Origin of the sequence: Nocardia farcinica (assembly GCF_029867845.1) — a bacterium.
Taxonomy (GTDB): domain Bacteria; phylum Actinomycetota; class Actinomycetes; order Mycobacteriales; family Mycobacteriaceae; genus Nocardia; species Nocardia farcinica_A.
In genome coordinates, this window is record NZ_JARWRU010000335.1 from 1 (window position 1) to 1,008 (window position 1,008).

At 73.6% G+C, this 1,008-nt stretch carries 1 protein-coding gene; it reads left to right on the forward strand.

Annotation, left to right across the window (positions count from 1 at the left end; all coding sequences use genetic code 11):
- Positions 1-19: 19 nt before the first annotated feature.
- The coding region (locus QH283_RS07140; protein ID WP_280502223.1) for an MSMEG_0568 family radical SAM protein at positions 20-1,008 on the forward strand (989 nt) is incomplete at its 3' end.

Below are 1,008 nucleotides of genomic sequence, written 5' to 3' on the forward strand. Positions count from 1 at the left end.
GCTGTAGGGCGCCGGGGTCATGGCCGAGATCTCCACCAGGGTGGACCTCGCTCTGCTCGGCGTCCGTGTCGACCTGCCGCTGCGCCGCCGCGCCGGGGCGGGACCGAGCGACGACGGGCACGTGCGCATCGACGGGGCGAACGTGGCCGTCCCCCTGCGCGCCGACAGCCCGTATTCGGTGCTCGACGGCAGGCTCCTGCTCGACGGCGTCGATCTGGACGTGCCGGTCGAGCCGGTGGCCAGGCCGAAGTTCTACGACCTGACCACCGCCGAGGGGGTCTGCTACGAGAAGATCGCCCGCCTGCACGGCGGCGACGTGCTGGCCACCACCGTGGTGCAGACCTGCATCCGCTACGCCGAGGACCAGCGCTGCCGGTTCTGTTCCATCGAGGCCTCCCTCGCGGCGGGCAGCACGATCGCGGTGAAACGGCCCGAGCAGCTCGCCGAGGTCGCCGAGGCAGCGGTGCGCCTGGACGGGGTGCGGCAGATGGTCATGACCACCGGCACCTCGGCGGCCAAGGATCGCGGCGCGCGGCACCTCGCGCGCTGCGTCCGGGCGGTCAAGCGGGCGGTGCCCGATTTGCCGATCCAGGTGCAGTGCGAGCCCCCGGGCGAGCTGTCGGTCATCACCGATCTCCACGAGGCGGGCGCGGACGCCATCGGCATCCATGTCGAATCGCTCGACGACCGGGTGCGCGCCCGGTGGATGCCCGGCAAGTCGACCGTCCCGCTCGCGGAGTACCGCACCGCCTGGGCCGAGGCCGTCCGCGTGTTCGGCCGCAACCAGGTCTCCACCTATCTGCTCGTCGGCCTCGGCGAGGACCCGGACGAACTGGTCGCCGGCGCGGAGGAACTCATCGACATGGGGGTGTACCCCTTCGTCGTGCCGTTCCGTCCGCTGGCCGGAACCCTGGCCGGCGACGTCGACGGCGCGAGCCCGCCCGCGCCCCCGCAGCGCGCCGCAGTAACCCCGCGGGGGGGGGAGGCGCGGCGCCCGGCGCGCCATCT